We start from the raw sequence: 19,372 nt of genomic DNA on the forward strand, positions 1-19,372 counted from the left end.
TATGAAACACCTTATTGTGTTCTTGGGTTTGATTTTAGTTGGGTGCAGCAGCACTCAGAACATAACCGACGAGCAGACCGTACAGCAGCTTACGATAAGTAAAAACTATGTAGGGCTAGTGGATTTCTATAAACAACAAGTTGTAGAAGATAGAAACGATTGGCGCGCGCAACAACACCTTGCTGAAGCGTATTTAAAAAATGGTGATTTGGAGTCAGCAGACTTCTATATCCAGAGAGTGATCGATTTATCTAAAAAACCCACAGCGAGTGCTTACTTCATTAAAGGGCAAGTGTTGGCTCGCAATCTCAATTTTACTAGCTCACTAGTTCAGTACCACAAAGCTATCGATATGGGTTTAGATAGTGGTGATGTGTATATGCAGCAAGGTATTTCCCTTGCACAAACTAAGCAGTTTTCAAAGGCTATTGATAGTTTCAACCAAGCGAGATTGCGTGGCTATGATGACGTAGCAATAAAAAATAATATAGCCATGGTGAGAATTTATGAAGGTGACTTTCAAGGCGCAGTCGACATCTTACTTCCTTTGTATGAACAAGATAGTAGCAATGAATTAGTTAACTCGAATTTAAAACTTAGCGCCATGAAGTTGGATGAAGCACAGCAGGAAGTGTATCCCGTTGTTGATGATCCAATAAAGGTTGAAACTTTTGATAATCAAGAAAATGTCTCTCTGAAAACTGAAGAAGTCGAAGTGACTGAAATTTCAGCGGAGGAATTTTTTGCCTCTCAATCTGTACTGAAAGAATCAAAGCGCTCCACTAAGCGCACCTATCATTTGCAGCTTGGCTCATACGATAACATGGCGGAAGCACTCGAGAAGCGAAATGAGCTTTTAAGTACAAACCTACCAATTACTATTCTCCCTTCAGACCTTGGAGAATCAGGCACTTGGTATCGCTTGTTAAGTGGTGAGTTTAAGAATTATCGACAAGCCAAAAATTTCGCTAACCAGAACCAAGATACATTGAAAGATCATAGTTACTTTATTCAAGTGATTCGCTAGGAGCGCAACGATGAACAGACAAAGAGGCGTTATATCAATTGAATTTGGCTTAGGTGGCTTTGCACTGTTTCTAACCCTTTTTGCGGTCTTTGAAATGGGACGGTTTAGTTATTCAGTCAATATGACAGACACTACTCTCTCAGAAAGTACTCGAAAAGTGCGTATCTATGAGGGTGAGAAGTTAGAAACCGCTTATGCGGATCGATTGCAAGATATCTTTGAACGTGATGACTATTTTTGGAACCAGGTAGGTTTAGTTTCTACCGATAAATTTAACTTCGATATTGAACCTTATGCCTCTTTGACTGATGTAGCGAATGGAACGATCTCTGAGGGGTGTGAGCGTTGCCCAATCGTTGTGTACCAATTGACTTACGACTATAGCCCTGTTGTTTTTGAAGATCTTTTACCATCGGCGGTAATTACTCGTCGAATTTTAACCGTTCAGGAGCATGAAGGTTGGGAAGACGATGAAGCATAGGGTCAAACAGTCTGGTGCATTTACGGTTGAAGCAGTATTTGGCATTACTGTTTTAGTTATGATGATGTTCTTTATTGGCGATTTGAGCCAGATGCTGTCGGCTAAAACGCAGGCTAGTCGCGTTAGTTACTCACTTGCTACCTCAACAAAAGAGCGTCTACGTTTTTTCGATTCTAGGCACACACTGTCTCAAGCCGATTTTGATTTGATAAATGATATTGCGGCAGATCTACTCGTGAGACAAGCTCCAGAAAAACAGGATGGCTATGGCTTAACCATAGAAAGCCTGACGGGTTCTAGTAGTGCTCCAACGGCACAGAAATTCTCAAAAGATTTGGACAGTGGTGAAAAGTGCAACCCAGGGACAGATATTTCGGCGTTGGCACATCTAAGACCTACACGTGAGGATGGTGTGGTTTTCCCTATTTATCAGGTGACTGTCTGTTTAAAAATGGAAGGTTTTTCTCAATATTTCCCCGGAATGAGGTATGCGAATAGCTCATCGGTTTTACCGGGACGGTAATACAAGGAAGGTGGTTATGAAGAGTGTTAAAAGTCAAAAAGGGGTCGCAATCATCGTTGTTGCCTTGAGTATAGTGGCGATTGGCGGCATGGCGCAACTTGCCATAGAAGGTGGACGAATGATCCAAGAAAGAGATCGTTTGGCGGATGCGACAGAAGCCGCAACGCTTGCAGTGTCAATTGCAAACCGCAGTGACCAAGCCATTTCGGATGAGTTAGCCCGTAAATATCTGGAGAATTACCTACCAAATATTGATATTGGTAATGTCGAGGTGATTCGTAAAGAGGGACAAGAAGAGGTGGATGGTAATCAACTTTATTACGTTCAATATGAAGTTGATGCAGATGTGCAGTTTGATAAGCAGCTTGGTTTCATCGATAGTAGCAATTCATCAGGGAATGATAATTACAAAGTCGCCAATGATGCGATGGCGCGAACCTATATGCTACCTTCGGATTTAGATTTGGTGTTTGTTGCTGATTTTTCTGGCTCTATGAACAATAAATGGAATGGGCAAAGCCAGTTGAGCCACTTGAAAGAACAAGTGGATACAATTTCAACCGATTTGTTATCAAGTACTGCTACTAATGCTGGTTATGCTCATAGAATTGGGTTTGTACCTTACAATATGCGTACACAAGAAGTTGTAAATGGAGAACGTAGATGTATAACAGAGCTTGAATATCAGGCAATTACTGTTAATGGTCAGCAGGTTCAGTATAACAATATTGATTGGTATCAGTGGGGCAAAAAATCTATTAGCAATCTAAATGACTGTAAATCCTATTCCTCTAAATGTCCTAGTTTTTCTACGAAAGCTCACGCCGGAGCTATTTCTGAAATCTTTTCTAAATCACAGAATGAGACAGGGTATGGTTCGAGTACTGCGCGCTGGCCTGACCCTTTGACTTATATAGACATCAATAAGACCGTTGCTAATTGGAATAGTAGTAAAACATCGATGGCGAATCTGCATCCTTATTACAATGATTCTGGAATGAAACTATTTGGTGGAAGTATCTGTGGCTCTGACGCCAAGTTTGAGACGTTACCGTTATCGTTAGATAAACCCGTGATTGACCATATGGAAGCACATGGGGGAACTTCAGTTTATCAAGGTTTGATTCGAGGTGCTCAAATATTGGCTGAAGGGCGAGATACATTAGATGATCCTGATAAGCTCGAAAAATACCATGAGCGTGCTCAAATGTTGCTTATCTTGAGTGATGGTCAGGAAGACCCTTACAAAAACACATTTACTCGATTGGTGAACAACGAACTTTGCACGGAGATAAGACAAAATTTCTCTGAACATGATAGTCCACTATACATAGGTGTTATCGGGATCAATTTTAACGCTTCTGGTCAAGCGGGTTTTCAAAACTGCGCCGATGAAATTATAGATGTATCTCATAGCCAAGATTTGTTGGATAAAATCCAAGAACTCATCCAAAAAGGTGCAGCCACAAATGGCGTATCTCGTTTGTACGACAAAAATTCTTAAGGGAGTAGTATGAGAGTTCGTGTAGCCACATTAGTTTGTATTAGTGTGGCTTCATTTCAGGCAACTGCAAATGAAGTCAACGCCACGATTGATCAGCTTTGTTCGACAGAACATATGCTTATAAAACATTCAGTCTCGATAGGGCAGGCAAACGCGGTTGCCAATAATAGAGCGCAGCATTATCAGATCCAGCCCTCATTATCTAATGAGCAGAAATCTAAGTTAGCGACCAGTAACATCACGCTTGGCGATGATTGCCTTGAGTATCTGAGCAAAAAAGAGATGCTTGAAGTTGATTCAGATGGAGTGGTAGCTCGAGTTTATTTTAACTTCGATAAGAGTGAGTTGACCGAAACCTCTAAGTTGACATTAACAACGCTTGCCGAGCGAATTCAATCTATAGGTGAGGTGCCAAACCTTAATGTAGTAGGGCATACAGATAACTTAGGCTCTGAAATTTATAACAAGAAACTGGGCGAGCATAGGGCAGTGTCGAGTAAGGATTATCTGGTTGAATCTGGTGTTCAAAAAGAAATACTTTTGCCTCATTCTAAAGGGTTTACTCAGCCGATGAGGGACAATGAAACTGATGAAGGTCGAGCAGCAAATAGGCGAGTAGAAATTGTCGTTGCGGACCAATCTTAAGTCTTCTATCTGTAAGATATCTTTTCTAGTCAGCGAATAGCCATTTATGTGGGCTATTCGCTTTGTTCTCAAACGTTCCCTCTGAGCCATTTTTAGCCATTTAGTTTCTATGGTTGGTATTACTCTACCCATGAACCCCTCGCGTCATTATATCCATCTTTCTGCTCTAAATATGTTCTATAAACTATCGGTCTAGCCCTAAATTATCCTTATATGTGTAAGTTTTTTGTTCTGTAAGACCTTAATTTTGACTAAGACATAATTGTCTAGATAAGCATGACGATGCATATAGCGAGAATGATTTAATGTAACGAAAATGTAAATATAGTTTTGTTAATTGTCGCAGTACATAAAGTTCATCAGAAATAATATGCAAATTATTGATTTAGTTAACATTTGTGCAATAGAATTTTGCATTGAAAAATTGTATAAATAAACGCGTCGTTCAATAATCTACTTATATAGATTTATTTGTCATCGATAGTTAAATAATAAGAAAAATACGATTAATAAACACTCGATTAGCGCATGGAAGTTATGAGTATTTATTAAATGAGCACAACTACTAGGTTTAACTTTAATGATTGAAGCCATAGACGCTTTTATATTAGCAGCGGAGCATAATTCGTTCAGTATTGCAGCAAAGAAACAAGGAAAGAGCCAGTCGGCTGTGAGTCAGCTTATACACAACCTGGAAATTGATTTAGGTTATGAGTTGTTTACTCGTAAAGGGCGCTTTATTTCATTGAATGACAATGGGCATGCATTATTGAAACAAGCTCGACTGGTTAAAGCGCAGTACTCCCGTTTTGTGCAACATGCTGAGCAGTAAAAAAACGAATCAAAAACAGCGTATAAACATTGGGATCGATCCACTGCTTTGCCCTAAAAATATCACTCGACTGATTCAGCAATTTGAAGCGACCTTTTCTTCTGTCGAAGTGTATCTAATCTATCGTGATAGTGGGTCTTTAAACGAACTGTTGTTAGCGCGTGAGTTGGATATTGTTATTGGGGGAAGTGACAATTTTCTACCCGCTTCTGAGTTTCACACAGAAAGTATTGGCTTGGCTGAAAATGTATGGATTGCAACAGAAGAAGCGACACAGCGCATCAATGCAGCAGAGCAGTTGTTTGAATTGAGCATTTACCGTTATTTAATTCCACCGCAGTTTGAGACTGAAGAACTCAAGTGCATCACAGATATTGCATCGGTATGGAGGGTGGATGATATCGCAACCCTATATAAGATGAGTGAGTCTGGGTCTAACATCGCTTGTATCCCTCATAATGCTCTTTCCATGTTGTCACAATATGACACCTTACGTGTGATCAACTCTCGTTTATTGCCTGTAGTTAAGAAAGGCATCGCGTTAAGTTGGTATTTGGATTCCCGTACTATGCCATTTTGCCATTGGATTAGTCAGGCCGTTCAAAACCAAGCAACCCCCGAGTACTATTCGAGTGTCAAAATGTAGCGCCCGACGATTTAAATACAGTATTTTGTATAGTTTTTGCTTTTAATAAAGTCCCTAAGCATTGCTTGGGGATTTTTCATAATAGGTAACTGCTTTTCTCTGTTCTTCTTGCAAATCGATTTCAAGGTTTGGGTAAGAGACCATATGCTTTAGTAGCATACCAGGTATGCAAATAGGTGATTAGAGGAATAGCACAACTGCTTTTAACATAGTTCTTTTGCCTGTGTTTCTGTATGCATCGATGCTCGTTCTCAACTAAAGCACTCCTTTCTCTATTCTTATGCTGCCCCTTTTGGGCTTGGCATGCCGCGGCTTCAAGCACTGAGTCTAAAGATCCCAATCGTCCAATGTTTTCCATCCTTGGGGGCCCTGGCTATATGCCTGAAACAGGGTTAATGCTGGCGGTTGGCGGGTTGTTCTCATTTAAGACTGAGGACGATGATGTACTTCAACGTTCGTCAATTACCTTGGTAGGCGTTGCCAACGAACTTGAAGATGGCATTGGTTTTGGCCTTCGTTCAAAACAGAAAGTCTTCTTTACCGATGACGATATTCGTTACTTTGGTCATTTGGATGCGGGTCATCAAAGTCTCTATTACTGGGGAATCGGCTACGAGGCGGGCACGTCTCAAAAGGCGAGTGATGACTTGCTAGTGGATCTTGAGTTCGTCAAATATAACGCTGACCTCACTTTTCGAGTTTATGACCAGTTGTATATTGGGCCGATTTTGCGATTGAAGTATTTCTCGCCGACCGAAGAAAAGATCCCAGATTCTGCCTTGCAAGACCCTAACTTTAATCGCTTTAAAGACTTGCCCTTAAGCCTAGGTCTTGGCGCCGCCATTCAATGGGATAGCCGAGATGTAGCGGTTAATGCAAGGCGTGGGCATTTCTTGAACCTTGAATATTCAAATTATTCTCCAAAATGGGGTAGCGATTCTCAGTATGAGAAAGCGCTTGTTGATTACAGGTTCTACATCACGCCAAGAGTAGGTTCGACTTTTGCTTTCTTGAATCGAATCGAACTAAGCCACGGCGATGTTCCTTACTATGATATGGCGACCCTTGGAGGAATGGACTTCATGAGGGGAACCTACCTCGGCCACTTTCGAGACTTCAATGCCACGGAAAATACTGTGGAATATCGTCATACGTTTAAAGATGGTGACAGTTTAAGTCGACATGGCGTGACGCTATGGCTTGGCGCTGGTTCCATTGGTGAACAAGCCAGTGATCTTTATCAAGATTGGGTAGTGACTTATGGAGTGGGTTACCGCTATGAGTTGCAACCAAGGATGAATGTTCGAGCGGACTTGGGCTTCTCCAATCAAGATGAAGTGGGCTTTTATCTTACCTTTACAGAGGCGTTTTAAGAATGCGCCATCTGATCTACCTAATAATTTTTTCTCTGCTGAGCACACTAGCACAGGCAGGATCCGCTCGTGTTGACTTTCCTGATCAGCAGCAGCAAGAAAGACTGAATGAGAAATATGACCGTATGCTGCCGTTTCATGCTCAGAAGGCTATCGATCTTGGTTATCACCTACCGTTACCTTTTTCGTTATCTTTGGTTCCTAGTGTGGCAAAGCAGGGCTATGACATCCATTCCCTTGAGGTCTCTCATGGAGACAATAATCTAAGTGATAAGTACGACCTTTCTCAAGTGACGTGGGGAGATCCAGAGATTGAAAGTGCGACTTTGCAATTGAGAGCAGCAGCGTGGGTTTTACCCAATTTGCAAGTGGGCGTTCACGGTGGTCGCTTTCGCGGGCGAACCGCGCTGAGTGTTGGAATACCCACATCCATATTTGAACGTTTTTCTGAACACTGTCAAACAGACCCAAGGTTGGGCGGTGAACTGTGTGACAAGATAGGTGAGGTGATTGAGATACCCACCTTTGAAATTGATGATATCAAAGGAACAAACTGGGGCTTTTCAGCTAACTTTATCGGCCAGTTTGGTCGATTTACCTATGTGATACCAGTGAGTATGACCCAGTCGAAAACTGATGATGGTCGTACTACAGCTAAAACTGTGATGCTCAGCCCTCGCATCGGACACTTGTTTCCAATTGAGGGTTATGGTGCTATTTACGGGTATGTTGGAGCGGCTTATATGAATACCGAGGGCCGTGTTGCGGAAGAGGATGCCTTAGGAGTCGAAGGATTAAGTTATTCTTTAGAGCAAAGTAGCTCGTCGCAATACGCCGGTGTAGTCGGTATGAACTGGAATTTTGCGAGCTCATTTGGCACTAGTCTAGAGTTAGTCGCTGGGCCCGAACGGAATCTGGTAAATATGATAATGACTTACTCATACTAAGGTCATTAAGGGTTGAGAGTATGACCCGATTCAAATCCTGAAGACATACTTCATTTTTCTGTGAAGAAACGCTTACTAATTAATCGTTTACATTGGTTGGCAATAATGAGCTTGTGTTACTATGCCAACTCTTTGGAATGGATACTGGCGGGCTATGCTGCAAGTAAATGGATTAACTGCGATTCGCGATGAAAGGATTTTGTTCGAGAGCCTGTCTTTTACTGTAGAGGCCGGAGATCTGGTCCAGGTCGAAGGGCGCAATGGCACGGGTAAAACCACGTTGCTTCGAATTATTGCTGGGTTAGGTGATAAAGAAACCGGTGATATTGCGTGGAACAATGAATCCATTTTTTCCGACCGAGACAGTTTCCATCAAGACTTATTATTTTTAGGCCACCAAACGGGTATCAAACGTGATTTGAGTGCCTTTGAAAACCTTTCGTTCTATCTCAATATCAGTGGCCATTCCTATACCCATGAAGAAGTTTGGCAGGCGTTAACGAAAGTTGGCCTAGCAGGACGAGAGGATGTCCCTGTCGCACAATTGTCTGCGGGACAACAGCGCAGAGTCGCATTGGCACGACTGTGGTTAAGTAAGCACCCACTATGGATTCTTGATGAACCTCTGACCGCGATAGACAAACAAGGCGTGAAAGTGCTTGAGCAACTGTTTCTTCAGCATACGCAGCAGGGAGGTATGGTGTTGTTGACTACCCACCAAGATATGTTTGAAAACAACAGTAAGCTTCGCAAGATAAGGTTGGGTCACTAATGTTCAAGCATATGTGGGCCATCATTCGCCGAGAGTTGTTGATTGCATTTAGGCGTCGCGCCGATGTCTTTAACCCATTGTGGTTTTTTATCATTGTTATCACTCTCTTCCCCTTAGGTATTGGCCCTGAGCCAAACTTACTGATGCGTATTGCCCCCGGCATTGTTTGGGTTGCAGCATTGTTGGCAGCGCTTTTGTCTCTGGAACGACTATTTCGTGATGACTATCAGGACGGCGCTCTGGAGCAGCTGATGCTTATGCCACTACCGCTACCTTTGGTAGTTATCTCAAAAGTCATCGCACACTGGATTTTGACAGGCCTGCCTCTTATTTTGATTAGCCCTTTGCTAGCGGTGTTATTGAGCTTAACTTGGGAATCTTGGACTGCAGTGCTTATTACCTTACTACTCGGTACCCCAACATTGAGCTTTTTAGGGGCAATCGGTGTTGCTTTAACGGTTGGGCTACAAAAAGGCGGTGTTTTACTTAGTCTTTTGATCTTACCCCTCTATATTCCTGTACTAATTTTTGCCACCTCTGCAATCGACTCTGCAGGGCTGGGCGTCGCATACAACGGCCAAATCGCAATTTTAGCGGCTATGTTAGTGGGCTCGATAACATTAACGCCATTCGCAACTAGCGCAGCGCTACGCGTATCGGTAAATTAACTTTAATTTTCTCAGAGAGTAAAAAAACATGTGGAAGTGGCTCCATCCTTACGCAAAACCTCAAGCAACTTACAATCTATGCGGAACCCTGCTGCCTTGGTTTACAGCGCTGGCTGTGATTTGTCTTACCGTGGGAACTGTGTGGGGACTGGCTTTCGCGCCAAGTGATTATCAGCAAGGTGATAGCTTTAGAATCATCTACATTCACGTACCTTCGGCGATTTGGTCAATGGGTGCTTACATGTCGATGGCGATTGCGGCATTTGTCGGTCTTGTATGGCAACTACGTCTAGCCAGTATTGCAGCCTCTGCGATGGCACCGATTGGCGCTGTGTTTACTTTTATTGCGCTAGTAACCGGTGCAGTCTGGGGTAAGCCTATGTGGGGCACATGGTGGGTATGGGATGCGCGTCTGACCTCTGAGCTAGTGCTTCTATTTCTCTACTTGGGTGTGATAGCGCTTTATCATGCGTTTGACGACCAAAAGACCGCGGCAAAAGCTGCAGGCTTGCTTGCTGTGGTAGGCGTTATCAACTTGCCAATCATTCACTTTTCGGTGGAGTGGTGGAATACCCTTCATCAAGGTGCAACCATTACCAAATTTGAAAAACCTTCAATTTCCAATGATATGTTATGGCCATTATTGCTCAACATCTTCGGCTTTGCCTTCTTCTTTGGCTCAGTGACCATGACTCGTTTTAGAACCGCGATTCTGCAAAAAGAGGGGCATAGACCTTGGGTGCAGGAACTCGCTAAACGTACTTTTGCTAAAGGGTAACGCATGCATTTTGATTCCCTGTCGGATTTATTTTATATGGGAGGCTACGCCTCCTACGTTTGGGGCGCTTTTGCCATCACATTTGGTGCTCTAGGTTTAATCTTTCTATTCAGTCGTTTAGACAGTAAAGCGACGTTAAAAGAAGTTAAAAATCGGATGGATCGTCAAGCACGTATCGATGCGGCTAAAAATATGGAGAACACGTTATGAATCCTAGACGTAAAAAGAGAATGGGCTTGATTGTCGCTCTATTAGTTGGTTTGGGAGCTACGATAGGTTTAATGCTGTATGCACTAAATCAAAATATGGATTTGTTCTATACGCCGACTGAGATCGTAAACGGTAAGAGTAACGGTGACAAACCAGAGATCGGCCAGCGCCTACGTATTGGTGGTATGGTTGTGGCGGGCACCGTCTCACGCGATTCAGAATCGTTACGAGTCTCTTTTGATGTTGCGGACATAGGTCCTGCGGTCACGGTGACTTATGATGGCATTTTGCCTGATTTGTTCCGTGAAGGGCAGGGTATCGTCGCCCAAGGCGTTTTGACTGACAGCCATACTGTTGAAGCCTTTGAAGTATTAGCAAAGCACGACGAAGAATACATGCCACCAGAGATTGCAGAAGCAATGAAAGTGGTTCACGAGCCTCTTGAGTATACTCAAGAACAAAAACAAGGAAGTGCTCAATGATTGCTGAGTTAGGGCATTTTGCCCTCATCGTTTCACTCGCGATGGCGGTTTTGTTGAGTGTGTTGCCTTTATGGGGCGCCTCTAAAAACAATGCGCTATTGATGAACACGTCAAGACCTTTGTCTTGGGGTATGTTTATTCTGCTGGCGATTTCGTTTTACATATTGTGCTGGTCTTTCTATCACAACGATTTTACGCTTCAGTATGTAGCGAACAACTCCAATAGTGCTTTGCCTTGGTACTACCGCATTACAGCGGTTTGGGGTGCGCACGAAGGTTCATTGCTACTTTGGGTATTGATCCAAGCTGCTTGGACGGTTGCCGTTGCTACTTTCAGTAAGGGAATGCCTCAAGAATCTGTTGCTCGCGTACTCGCAGTGATGGGCCTAATTACTGTGGGTTTCTTGCTGTTTATTATCGTCACTTCGAACCCATTTGATAGGACACTGCCTTACTTCCCTGTTGATGGTCGCGATCTTAACCCACTGCTTCAAGATCCCGGTTTGATTATTCACCCACCAATGTTGTACATGGGTTACGTAGGTTTCTCCGTCGCGTTCTCATTTGCTATTGCTTCTTTGATGACGGGTCGACTTGATACTGCATGGGCGCGTTGGTCAAGACCTTGGACAATTGCGGCATGGTCATTTTTAACCGTCGGTATTGCTCTTGGTTCTTGGTGGGCTTATTACGAACTTGGCTGGGGTGGCTGGTGGTTCTGGGATCCAGTAGAGAATGCGTCGTTTATGCCTTGGCTAGCGGGTACTGCATTGATGCACTCATTAGCAGTAACTGAAAAGCGCGGAACCTTCAAGGCTTGGACAGTGCTATTAGCAATTTCTGCTTTCTCATTGAGCTTGCTCGGCACCTTCTTAGTTCGCTCAGGCATCTTGGTCTCGGTACACGCATTTGCTTCGGATCCCTCTCGTGGCATGTTCATACTGGGTTTCTTAGTGTTTGTTATCGGAGGCTCTCTATTACTGTTTGCTTTAAAAGGCTCTTCAGTACGAGTACGTGGCAACTTTGACTTGGTGTCTCGTGAAAACGCGCTACTGGCAAACAATGTGTTATTGGTCGCCGCTTTGGTTGTCGTACTTGTAGGTACGTTATTACCATTAGTACACAAACAGATTGGTCTGGGCTCGGTTTCTATTGGTGCTCCGTTCTTCAATACATTGTTTACGTGGTTGATGGTGCCGTTTGCCTTCTTACTAGGCATTGGTCCTTTGATGCGCTGGAAACGTGACAGCATTGCGAACTTTACCAAGCCAATCGTGATCAGTGGGGTTATCTCACTGGTATTGGGCGCGGTAATGGTGACATTGCTAGGTGAGCGCTTTACTGGTTTGGCATACCTTGGATGGGTGATGGCGTTGTGGATCATTTGTCTACACTCGTTTGAACTTTATACAAGAGCGACCCATCGTCACTCATTTGCAACGGGTATCACTAAGCTACCTCGCAATCACTGGGCGATGATGTCTGCTCATATTGGTTTGGCTGTGACGGTGATTGGTATCGCCATGGTGCAAAATTACAGTATCGAACGCGATGTGCGTCTTGCTCCTGGTGATAACTTCGAGATTGAAGGTTACAACTTCTATTTTGATAAGGTCCGCGATAACGACGGTCCTAACTACGATGGATATATTGCTGATTTTGACATTACAAAAGATGGCAAACACATCAATACGTTACATGCAGAAAAGCGTTTTTACACGACTGCTCGTTCTATGATGACAGAAGCGGCGATTGATGCTGGCGTTACTCGTGATTTGTATATAGCGATGGGTGAGAAGCTTGATGATGGCGTTTCTTGGGCTGTGCGTATTTATTACAAACCGTTCGTTCGTTGGATCTGGGCAGGTAGTTTGTTGATGGCTATCGGCGGTGCTATTGCAATCAGTGATAGACGCTACCGCTTTCGCAATAAAGTGGTAAACAAGGAGTCGTAATGAATAAGAAAGTATTATTTGTACCTCTAGTGATGTTTATGATTCTAGCTATGGTGTTTGCTACCCAGTTAACTCGCAACGCTGGGGGCGATGACCCTACTAAGCTGGAATCAGTTCTGATTGGAAAACAAGTGCCAGTGTTTAAGCTTGAGGATTTAGAAACAGAAGGCTTACAACACGATCAGGCCATTTTTACGGGTCAACCTTTGCTTCTTAATGTTTGGGCAACTTGGTGTCCTACTTGTTATGCCGAGCATCAGTACCTTAATGAACTGTCTGCTCAAGGCGTGAAGATCATAGGCTTGAATTACAAAGACGATCGCGGTAAAGCCATCAAATGGCTACGAGATCTCGGTAATCCTTACATGGTTAGCTTGTTCGATGGCCGAGGAATGCTAGGGCTTGATCTAGGAGTTTACGGCGCACCAGAAACCTTCTTGATTGATGCTGATGGCGTGATTCGCTATCGTCATGTGGGTGATGTAAATGCCACAAACTGGCGTGAAAAACTAGGGCCGATGTATCAAGAGATGCTTGATGAGGTGAAGTCATGAAAAAATGGTTAATTGCCTTAGTTGCTTCAATGATGATGAGCATGACAGCGTTTGCTGTTATCGAAATACATGAATTTGATTCTCCAGAACAAGAGCAACAGTTTCATGAGCTGAACCAAACGCTGCGTTGCCCTAAATGTCAAAATAACACTATCGGTGATTCTAATGCAGAGCTAGCCCTTGATCTTCGTGAGAAAGTTTACGAGATGACCAAAGAGGGTAAGTCTAAGCAAGAGATCGTAGATTATATGGTAGCTCGTTACGGCAACTTTGTGACCTATCAGCCACCGTTTACCGCAGCCACTGCCATTTTGTGGCTTGGACCACTGTGCGTAGTATTGATCGGTTTCGGTTTTATTCTCACTAGAAGCCGACGTAAACCTGCCAAGGCTGCAAAGAGTACACCACTCAGTGCAGAAGAGCAGCAACGCCTTGATGCCTTGCTTAAAGAAGACAATGGAGACAACAAATAATGACGTTGTTTTGGATTTCTACCCTAGTTATTGTCCTCTTTTCGGCGGCACTAATTGTAATTCCTCTGATCCGCAAAAAAGCGGTCAATGATGCTGAGCGTCGTGATGAGCTTAACAAAGCTATATTTAAAGAACGTGTCGCTGAACTGGGCGTCGAAGATGAAGAAGGTATCGTCGTTGATAAAGACGAGCTGATTGTCGATTTGAAGCAAGCACTGCTTGATGATATCCCCGAGGATCAGCAGTTAGCATCGACTAAGCTGGCATCGCCAATATTGGTTTCTGTTGTATCAGCGGTACTTTTATTAGGTGTGTCATATGGCTTCTATGCAAAGTTTGGCGCGATTAACGACGTCAAGCAATGGCAAGAAGTGAGTGCTAATTTACCTGCTTTGAGTAAAAAGTTAATGGATGCCAATGGACAGCCATTGACTGATGATGAACTTAAAGATCTTACTTTGGCACTAAGAACCAGTCTGCATAAAAACAGTGATGATGCGACCGGTTGGCTTTTATTGGGTCGTATCGGACTGGCTAATCGTGATATCGAGACCGCCATTGGTGCAATGGAGCGCGCTCGAAAGCTAGAGCCGGAAAATCCTGATATTCAGCTAGGGCTAGCTCAAGCGCTAACGTTATCAGGTGATGAAGTCGATCAACTTGAAGCAGAACGCCTTCTTCATGATTTGCTACGTAAAGATTATGTCGACTTACGTGTGTTTTCACTACTTGCCTTTAGTGCATTTGAGAAACAAGACTATGCTGGCGCAATTCGCTACTGGAGAACCATGCAGCAGCTGATTGGCCCTGATGATGGCCGTTATGAGATGTTAGAACGAAGCATCAACAGTGCTCAGCGTAGCTTAGGCACAGAAGGAGAGGCCGCTCCCGGTCTGGTCCGTATTGGTGTTTCATTGTCAGATAGCGTGGCATTACCAGAGCAAGGTTTTTTGATAGTGTCTGTGCATAGAGCTGATGGTTCACCTATGCCAGTTGCTGCAGCGCGCTATGGCTTAGGCACTTTCCCTCGCATGATTATGATGGATGATGGCAACAGTATGCTAGAAGGCCAAAATCTATCAGATTTGGAAGAGTTCATTGTACGTGCACGTATTGATACTGACGGCAATGTCTCAACTAAAGAAGGTGACTGGTATGGTGAGAGTGCAGTGACGACTAAAGGGGAAGATGTTAATTTAGTCATTAATAGTCAATACTAGTTATTGAAGGTGCAAAGGTAGAGCCTTTGCACCTAACTCTTTGAATCGACAGGGAACGGATCTCCTACATGAGTCGAGTTTGGATTTTGATCGTTATAATGATGGTAGGCTGTGCCTCTAATCCCGAAGGGGATATAGATGGGGAAGGCTCATCTCATCCCAATGATCCCTTTGAAGGCTTCAACCGCACCATGTGGGATTTCAACTATGATATCCTTGATCCCTATTTCGTTCGTCCTGTCTCCCTCGCTTATACTGGCTACACCCCTGGTTTTATTCGAACCGGCATTAGTAATTTCCTTGCTCATTTGGATGAACCGTCAAGTGTTGTCAACAACCTACTGATGGGTAATGGCACCCTAGCGCTCAATCATTTTAATCGCTTCTGGATAAACACAACCTTTGGGGTAGTGGGCCTTTACGATGCTGCCGCACATGGTGGTTTAGCAAAAGAAGAGAACAGAGCATTCAGTGATGTTCTTGGTAATTGGGGTTTGGGAAGCGGATGGTATTTCATGTTACCAGGCTATGGCCCTTATACACTTCGAGAGGTGGGCGATTTTGCTGATGGGCTTTATCCAACGCTTTCTTATCTGAATATATGGGCAAGCTTTGGTAAGTGGGTCTTTGAAGGAATGGAAACTCGCTCTGCACTGGTCGCACAAGAAGCGCTACTTGAGAACTCACCAGATCCTTATGCGTTATCTAGAGATGCTTACCTACAGCGCCGTGACTACAAAGCAGATATTGCTGATAATGAAGCGGTTGATGAAGAGGAAGAAGACTTTTTGGATGACTATTTGGATGAGGAGTTTTAATTTCCTCTCTTTTACATATGAATAGTCATCACTATTCTAGAATGCAAATCTGCTACTAATTACCATCTACCCATCTACCCATCTGATTTTAAACGATTAACCGGTTTACCTTTCCTTACATCCTGTCATTTTTCCGCAATTAAAATTCACCAAATTGTTCATTTTATTTAAGTACTCTCCTCTGGATTTTTTAGACAACCATTATTGGGGAAAACATGAAACTAAAGCTAAGTGTTCTGGCCGTTGCCAGTGCTGTTTTACTAGCTGGGTGTAACGATAGTTTAAACGATGGCTCAAACGATACGACAGATAAAGATCAGCCACCTGTAGAAGTCTCGGGCGTTAAAATCGCATTTATGCCGGATATCCATTTTCATGATGTGTACGGTGACTTCAAGGATGGTTCATTTGATGGCTTATACAATAGTGTCACTGGCAAGGGCGCCACTATTCGCACCATGCAATCCCAAATGGAATCAACGCGTCTTTTTAACGAAAACTATTTTGCGATGATTGCAGCTCTTGATGATGTTGTAGAGCGCGGAATTAAGCACGTTGCGCTACCGGGTGACTTTAGTGATGACGGACAACCTGTGCACATGCGAGGCTTGGTTGAAATTTTTGATCACTATGCAGAAAAATACGATTTAGAATTCTTTGCCGCACCCGGTAACCACGATCCAACACGTCCATTTAGTATCCCAAATGGTAAGAGTGATTATCTTGGCGAGGGAGGCAAAGAGCAACGTATCTATAGCCGAGGCACAGAGCACTGTAATGGTTACGCAGGTGACTGGACAATCGTCCAAGGTGATTGGGACTTGCCACAAGTTTGTAGCGAAGAGGTACAAGAGTGGGGCTACAAAGAAATCATGGATATTCTTGCGCCACACGGCTTCCACCCAACACCAGAACACTTCTATTTTGAAACGCCATATTCGTCCCATGGCGCTCGTGAGCATTACCGTTACGAAACGGCTTATATAGAATCAAAGTTCGAAAACAGATTCTTCGAAATTTGCCATGAAGGTACTGGCGGTGACTACAAGAAAGAAGGCTATACATCATGTTCAATGGTTCCGGATACGACCTATTTAGTTGAACCTATTGAGGGTGTTTGGTTAATGGCAATTGATGCCAACGTATATCGTCCAAAAGCTGGCTCTGATGACAACTCAGAGAATGGTAATGACTTTGATGGTTCGAGCAACGCTGGCTATAACATGATGCTGACTCACAAAGAGCATGTTATTGAGTGGATAGCTGATACCGTTGAAGCAGCAAAAGAGCAAAACAAGGTACTTATCTCGTTTAGCCACTTCCCGATGACAGACTTCTACAACGGCGCTTCAGAAGAGATTGAAGACATCTTCGGTGAAGGTAACTTCCAGCTTAAGCGTGTTCCAGAAGATGATACATCTAGAGCACTGGCACAAACCGGTCTAGGCATCCATGTCGGTGGTCATATGCACTTCAATGATACTGGCAAAAAGCAGTACAACATTGGTGGTGAGACCTACACTTTGTTCAACATTCAAGCGCCGTCGTTAGCAGGCTATATTCCCGCTTACAAGGTTCTTGAGATTCTTCCTCAAGGCCAAGTTGAAGTAGAAACTGTTATTATCGAAGAAGTTCCTCGCTTTAATGAGCTATTTGAGCACTATGCTGAAGAGCATGCACATCTAACTGCGATGGGGAAAGAGGATGCATGGACTCGTGAGATCCTAGACTCTAAAGATTATTATCAGCTAACAGATTGGCATATTAAGGAACTAACTCGACTGCGTTTCTTGCCAAATGAGTGGCCACAAGACCTGAAAAATATGCTGTTTAATATGGATGGCAAGCAGATGCTTATCCTATCTAAGCTAGAAACCGACATTACGGTTTGTCAGCTAAAAGCTGCATTAGATATCCCATGTACAGATGCGTTTGCTAACGAAGATCTGGACAAGTTCCTGCAAGATTGGACTAAAGCAAAGGAGAAGGCGACAGTTCTTGCTAATCAGCATGGTATGAGCCTGATGTCTTTCGCTGAGTGGGACGGTACTGAATTAGCGACTGACTTCTATCGTCTGCGTAATGCTGATGAGCTAGCGTTCCGTGATATCAAACAATCACGTCTTCCACAGTACAAGCTGCTTAGTGATGAGCTTTCAGAAATGAACACAGAGGTGCGTTTACCAGCTGGTTCTGAAGACCACACACCGGTAGGACAGGTATTCAAAGTACGCTTTGGTACTTTATTCTACATCCTTGACCGTTTCGCAACGGGCGAGGCAAGTGATCACTTTCTAATTGATACTGAACTGGGCGAAATTATCGACCTGAAGAAGGTAGCAGACCGCGAAGCGATGCTGTAATTTAAACAAAATAACACCGAGGGCGAAATCAACGGGTTTGATTTCGCCCTTTTTTGTTTCTCAAATTCGCCCTAGGTTTTAGTTTATGCATCTTGAAAAATTCTCTGATATTTACCAACGAGCAGCGAAGCGTAAAGGTGGGAGTGCTCAACTAGAGGCGCGCCTTGCTGTCCCTTTTTCTGCGCAAGATGTGGCGTTGATTCCCGATGATCGTTGGCTATCCACTTTTAGCCTCAAAGTATTTCAATCAGGGATGTCATGGAAGGTCGTTAGAGATAAGTGGCCTAACTTTGAAGAATTGTTTTTTGGCTTTAAGCCAGAATTACTATTAATGCTTTCTGATGAGCACTGGGAAACCAAAGCAAGGGATCCTAAAATCATTCGCCATTTTGGTAAAGTGATGACGATTAAAACCAATGCTGAAATGTTGATGGATGCGAGACTAACACACGGTTCATTTGCCAAAATGGTCTCCCAGTGGCCAGCAGACAACATTACCGGTCTGTGGGACCATCTTAAAAAGCATGGCGCTAGGTTAGGGGGTAACACCGGCCCTTATGCATTACGTCAAATGGGTGTAGATACTTTTATCTTATCCTCAGATGTTGAAAGCTATTTGCGAAATTATGGGATTATTGATGGTGGGCGTGATACTAAAAAATCCCGAAGCGCAGCAAACCAAGCATTTTGCCACTGGCAACAAGAATCCGGTAGAAGCTTGAGTGAGATAAGTCAGGTGATTGCGTTTAGTTGTGGGGATAATAGGGTTTAGCTACAAGCTACAAGCTATAAGCTATAAGCTATAAGCTATAAGCTATAAGCTATAAGCTACAAGCTATAAGCGTGACTTTTATACACAAGTTAGGTTAAATCGGCTGTTAGATTCTTGGTAAGCAATGACGCGTTTATCTAGTCTAGTAGTGTGAAAAACAATAATCCTAGTCATCCCCAAGCGCTTCTATCGGGGATCTGTGAACGCACAAGCTAAAGATTGCCGATAAGAGACTTCGGCAATGACGCGTTTATCTAGTCTAGTAGTGTGAAAACAATAATCCGAGTCATCCCCGAGCGCTTCTATCGGGGATCTGTGAACGCACAAGC

General features: G+C 43.5%; 21 protein-coding genes. All 21 read left to right on the forward strand.

Features of this window, described 5'->3' with window-relative positions; all coding sequences use genetic code 11:
- The first annotated feature begins 1 nt into the window (after nt 1).
- Nucleotides 2–1,027 (forward strand): SPOR domain-containing protein, encoded by a 1,026-nt coding sequence (locus OCU48_RS04625; RefSeq protein WP_141343938.1) that lies wholly within the window; start codon nt 2–4, stop codon nt 1,025–1,027.
- A 10-nt stretch (nt 1,028–1,037) separates the two neighbouring features.
- Nucleotides 1,038–1,508 carry a TadE/TadG family type IV pilus assembly protein gene (locus tag OCU48_RS04630; protein WP_141343939.1) on the forward strand — a complete coding sequence of 157 codons (471 nt, stop codon included), beginning with the start codon at nt 1,038–1,040 and terminating at the stop codon, nt 1,506–1,508.
- Nucleotides 1,498–2,031: a tight adherence pilus pseudopilin TadF gene (gene tadF / locus OCU48_RS04635; protein ID WP_141343940.1), complete on the forward strand. Its 534-nt coding sequence runs from the start codon at nt 1,498–1,500 to the stop codon at nt 2,029–2,031. The genes OCU48_RS04630 and tadF overlap by 11 nt, the downstream gene beginning before the upstream one ends.
- Nucleotides 2,032–2,047: 16 nt before the next feature.
- On the forward strand, nt 2,048–3,535 hold the full coding sequence (locus OCU48_RS04640; protein WP_141343941.1) for a Tad domain-containing protein: 1,488 nt from the start codon (nt 2,048–2,050) through the stop codon (nt 3,533–3,535).
- Nucleotides 3,536–3,544: 9 nt separating this feature from the next.
- A complete protein-coding gene (locus OCU48_RS04645) occupies nt 3,545–4,180 on the forward strand; it encodes an OmpA family protein (RefSeq protein WP_141343942.1) in 636 nt (211 codons plus the stop codon).
- A 580-nt stretch (nt 4,181–4,760) separates the two neighbouring features.
- A complete protein-coding gene (locus OCU48_RS04650; RefSeq protein WP_244312214.1) occupies nt 4,761–5,012 on the forward strand; it encodes a LysR family transcriptional regulator in 252 nt (83 codons plus the stop codon).
- Entirely contained in the window at nt 4,999–5,658 is a 660-nt protein-coding gene (locus OCU48_RS04655; protein ID WP_244312216.1) for a LysR substrate-binding domain-containing protein, read from the forward strand. Before OCU48_RS04650 ends, OCU48_RS04655 begins: the two co-directional genes overlap by 14 nt.
- Before the next feature lie 233 nt (nt 5,659–5,891).
- The gene (locus OCU48_RS04660) at nt 5,892–7,031 is read left to right on the forward strand and encodes a BamA/TamA family outer membrane protein (protein ID WP_244312217.1); all 1,140 of its coding nucleotides are present in this window, start codon (nt 5,892–5,894) and stop codon (nt 7,029–7,031) included.
- 2 nt (nt 7,032–7,033) lie between these two features.
- On the forward strand, nt 7,034–7,978 hold the full coding sequence (locus OCU48_RS04665; protein ID WP_141343943.1) for a hypothetical protein: 945 nt from the start codon (nt 7,034–7,036) through the stop codon (nt 7,976–7,978).
- Between the two features lie 154 nt (nt 7,979–8,132).
- The gene (gene ccmA / locus OCU48_RS04670) at nt 8,133–8,750 is read left to right on the forward strand and encodes a cytochrome c biogenesis heme-transporting ATPase CcmA (protein WP_141343968.1); all 618 of its coding nucleotides are present in this window, start codon (nt 8,133–8,135) and stop codon (nt 8,748–8,750) included.
- Entirely contained in the window at nt 8,750–9,418 is a 669-nt protein-coding gene (ccmB, locus tag OCU48_RS04675; RefSeq protein WP_141343944.1) for a heme exporter protein CcmB, read from the forward strand. Before ccmA ends, ccmB begins: the two co-directional genes overlap by 1 nt.
- A 28-nt stretch (nt 9,419–9,446) precedes the next feature.
- A complete protein-coding gene (locus OCU48_RS04680) occupies nt 9,447–10,196 on the forward strand; it encodes a heme ABC transporter permease (RefSeq protein WP_141343945.1) in 750 nt (249 codons plus the stop codon).
- A gap of 3 nt (nt 10,197–10,199) precedes the next feature.
- Nucleotides 10,200–10,406, forward strand: coding sequence for a heme exporter protein CcmD (ccmD, locus tag OCU48_RS04685; protein ID WP_141271085.1), 207 nt, complete (start codon nt 10,200–10,202; stop codon nt 10,404–10,406).
- Nucleotides 10,403–10,888, forward strand: a complete 486-nt coding sequence (gene ccmE / locus OCU48_RS04690) for a cytochrome c maturation protein CcmE (protein WP_141343946.1) — start codon at nt 10,403–10,405, stop codon at nt 10,886–10,888. The genes ccmD and ccmE overlap by 4 nt, the downstream gene beginning before the upstream one ends.
- Entirely contained in the window at nt 10,885–12,843 is a 1,959-nt protein-coding gene (locus tag OCU48_RS04695; protein WP_141343947.1) for a heme lyase CcmF/NrfE family subunit, read from the forward strand. Before ccmE ends, OCU48_RS04695 begins: the two co-directional genes overlap by 4 nt.
- Nucleotides 12,843–13,397, forward strand: coding sequence for a DsbE family thiol:disulfide interchange protein (locus OCU48_RS04700; RefSeq protein WP_141343948.1), 555 nt, complete (start codon nt 12,843–12,845; stop codon nt 13,395–13,397). The genes OCU48_RS04695 and OCU48_RS04700 overlap by 1 nt, the downstream gene beginning before the upstream one ends.
- Nucleotides 13,394–13,870, forward strand: a complete 477-nt coding sequence (locus OCU48_RS04705) for a cytochrome c-type biogenesis protein (RefSeq protein WP_141343949.1) — start codon at nt 13,394–13,396, stop codon at nt 13,868–13,870. The genes OCU48_RS04700 and OCU48_RS04705 overlap by 4 nt, the downstream gene beginning before the upstream one ends.
- Nucleotides 13,870–15,090 carry a c-type cytochrome biogenesis protein CcmI gene (gene ccmI / locus OCU48_RS04710; RefSeq protein ID WP_141343950.1) on the forward strand — a complete coding sequence of 407 codons (1,221 nt, stop codon included), beginning with the start codon at nt 13,870–13,872 and terminating at the stop codon, nt 15,088–15,090. Before OCU48_RS04705 ends, ccmI begins: the two co-directional genes overlap by 1 nt.
- A gap of 68 nt (nt 15,091–15,158) precedes the next feature.
- Nucleotides 15,159–15,908 carry an MlaA family lipoprotein gene (locus OCU48_RS04715; RefSeq protein WP_141343951.1) on the forward strand — a complete coding sequence of 250 codons (750 nt, stop codon included), beginning with the start codon at nt 15,159–15,161 and terminating at the stop codon, nt 15,906–15,908.
- A 215-nt stretch (nt 15,909–16,123) separates the two neighbouring features.
- A complete protein-coding gene (locus OCU48_RS04720; RefSeq protein ID WP_141343952.1) occupies nt 16,124–18,271 on the forward strand; it encodes a metallophosphoesterase family protein in 2,148 nt (715 codons plus the stop codon).
- Between the two features lie 85 nt (nt 18,272–18,356).
- A complete protein-coding gene (locus tag OCU48_RS04725; RefSeq protein WP_141343953.1) occupies nt 18,357–19,043 on the forward strand; it encodes a DNA-3-methyladenine glycosylase I in 687 nt (228 codons plus the stop codon).
- The last annotated feature ends 329 nt before the right edge of the window (nt 19,044–19,372 follow it).

This window comes from Vibrio inusitatus, assembly GCA_024346935.1.
Lineage (GTDB): Bacteria > Pseudomonadota > Gammaproteobacteria > Enterobacterales > Vibrionaceae > Vibrio > Vibrio inusitatus.